We start from the raw sequence: 1,189 nt of genomic DNA, 5'->3' as shown, positions 1-1,189 counted from the left end.
CGGCAATCATGATGAAACATTGGGCGGCCCTTTTCAGGAGGATGATACGCCGGTTTTTACATGGAAGGGAAAAGAACGGGCGTACTTCCGGGTGGAAACGAAGGATACATACACGGGGAAAGGCTGGGTGGAGACCGATCAGGGCATGTCCTATAAACTGAACGGCGGCAACGTTGAAGATATATGGTTTGACCGGAGTGTGCAGACGAGACGGTATACGGCACAGGTGTCCATTGATGAGAATTATCTCTATAATCACGTCATGTATCCGATCGGCGTCTCCAATATTAAACCGAAGCACTCGATTCAGCTTGAAATGAACGGAAACACCGAGCAAATTACGCCGGTCAGTGAACAAGTAGGCAACATCCGCAATATGGGACGGTACACGGTGACTTTTCAGGCGCCCGTCTTTAAGCTGAATGATCTCAGAAAAGTGAAAGTAAAACGATACCGTGAGCAGAATCAATTCAATGACCGGTATTTACAGGTCCCCGACAGCCTTCCGAAAAGAGTGAGACAGCTTGCGGACAGACTGACGCGGGATCATCATAATATGTTCGATAAAGCGAAGGCGATCGAGGATTATCTCGGATCTTCCGCATTTTCGTATCATACACAGGATGTCGCGGTTCCGGAGCACAATCAGGATTATGTCGATCAATTTCTGTTTGAAACGAAAAGAGGATATTGTGATAACTTTTCATCGGCAATGGCCGTGCTGCTCCGATCTGCGGGTATTCCCGCCCGTTGGGTGAAGGGTTATACATCCGGCGAGTATAAAGGGGCAGGCGACCATAACGGCCACATTTATGAAGTCACAAACAACAACGCCCATTCGTGGGTAGAAGTGTATTTTCCCGATCAGGGCTGGGTGACGTTTGAGCCGACGAAAGGCTTCACCAATCCGACGGAGTTTACGTCAGAGCAAAATCATACCGCGGCAAAAGACAGCGGAGGCTCAGCGGGGAACTCGGATGCACCGTCTGACAAGCAGCGTCAGGAATCAAAGCCGGAAAAAGAGGAAAAGCCGAAAAAGCGGGATCACAGCGCGGCACCGCAGCCTGTGATCCGCAACAAAACCGCGGCACAGCTATGGCCGTATGCAGCCATCGTCATTGTGATTTCAGCCGCGGCGGCACTCGCCTGGCTGCTCCGGGCGCGCTGGATTCCGCACGTTACAGCAGCC

At 51.3% G+C, this 1,189-nt stretch carries 1 protein-coding gene; it reads left to right on the top strand.

Features of this window, described 5'->3' with window-relative positions; genetic code table 11:
* Positions 1–1,189 (top strand): transglutaminase family protein (locus ACFVXH_RS41385; protein ID WP_387831247.1); only part of this gene is annotated, 1,189 nt, incomplete at both ends.

The organism is Kitasatospora sp. NPDC058184 (genome assembly GCF_042883725.1).
Lineage (GTDB): Bacteria > Actinomycetota > Actinomycetes > Streptomycetales > Streptomycetaceae > Kitasatospora.
The sequence above is the reverse complement of the archived record's forward strand: the minus strand, read 5'-3'. Positions and strand labels throughout refer to the sequence as shown.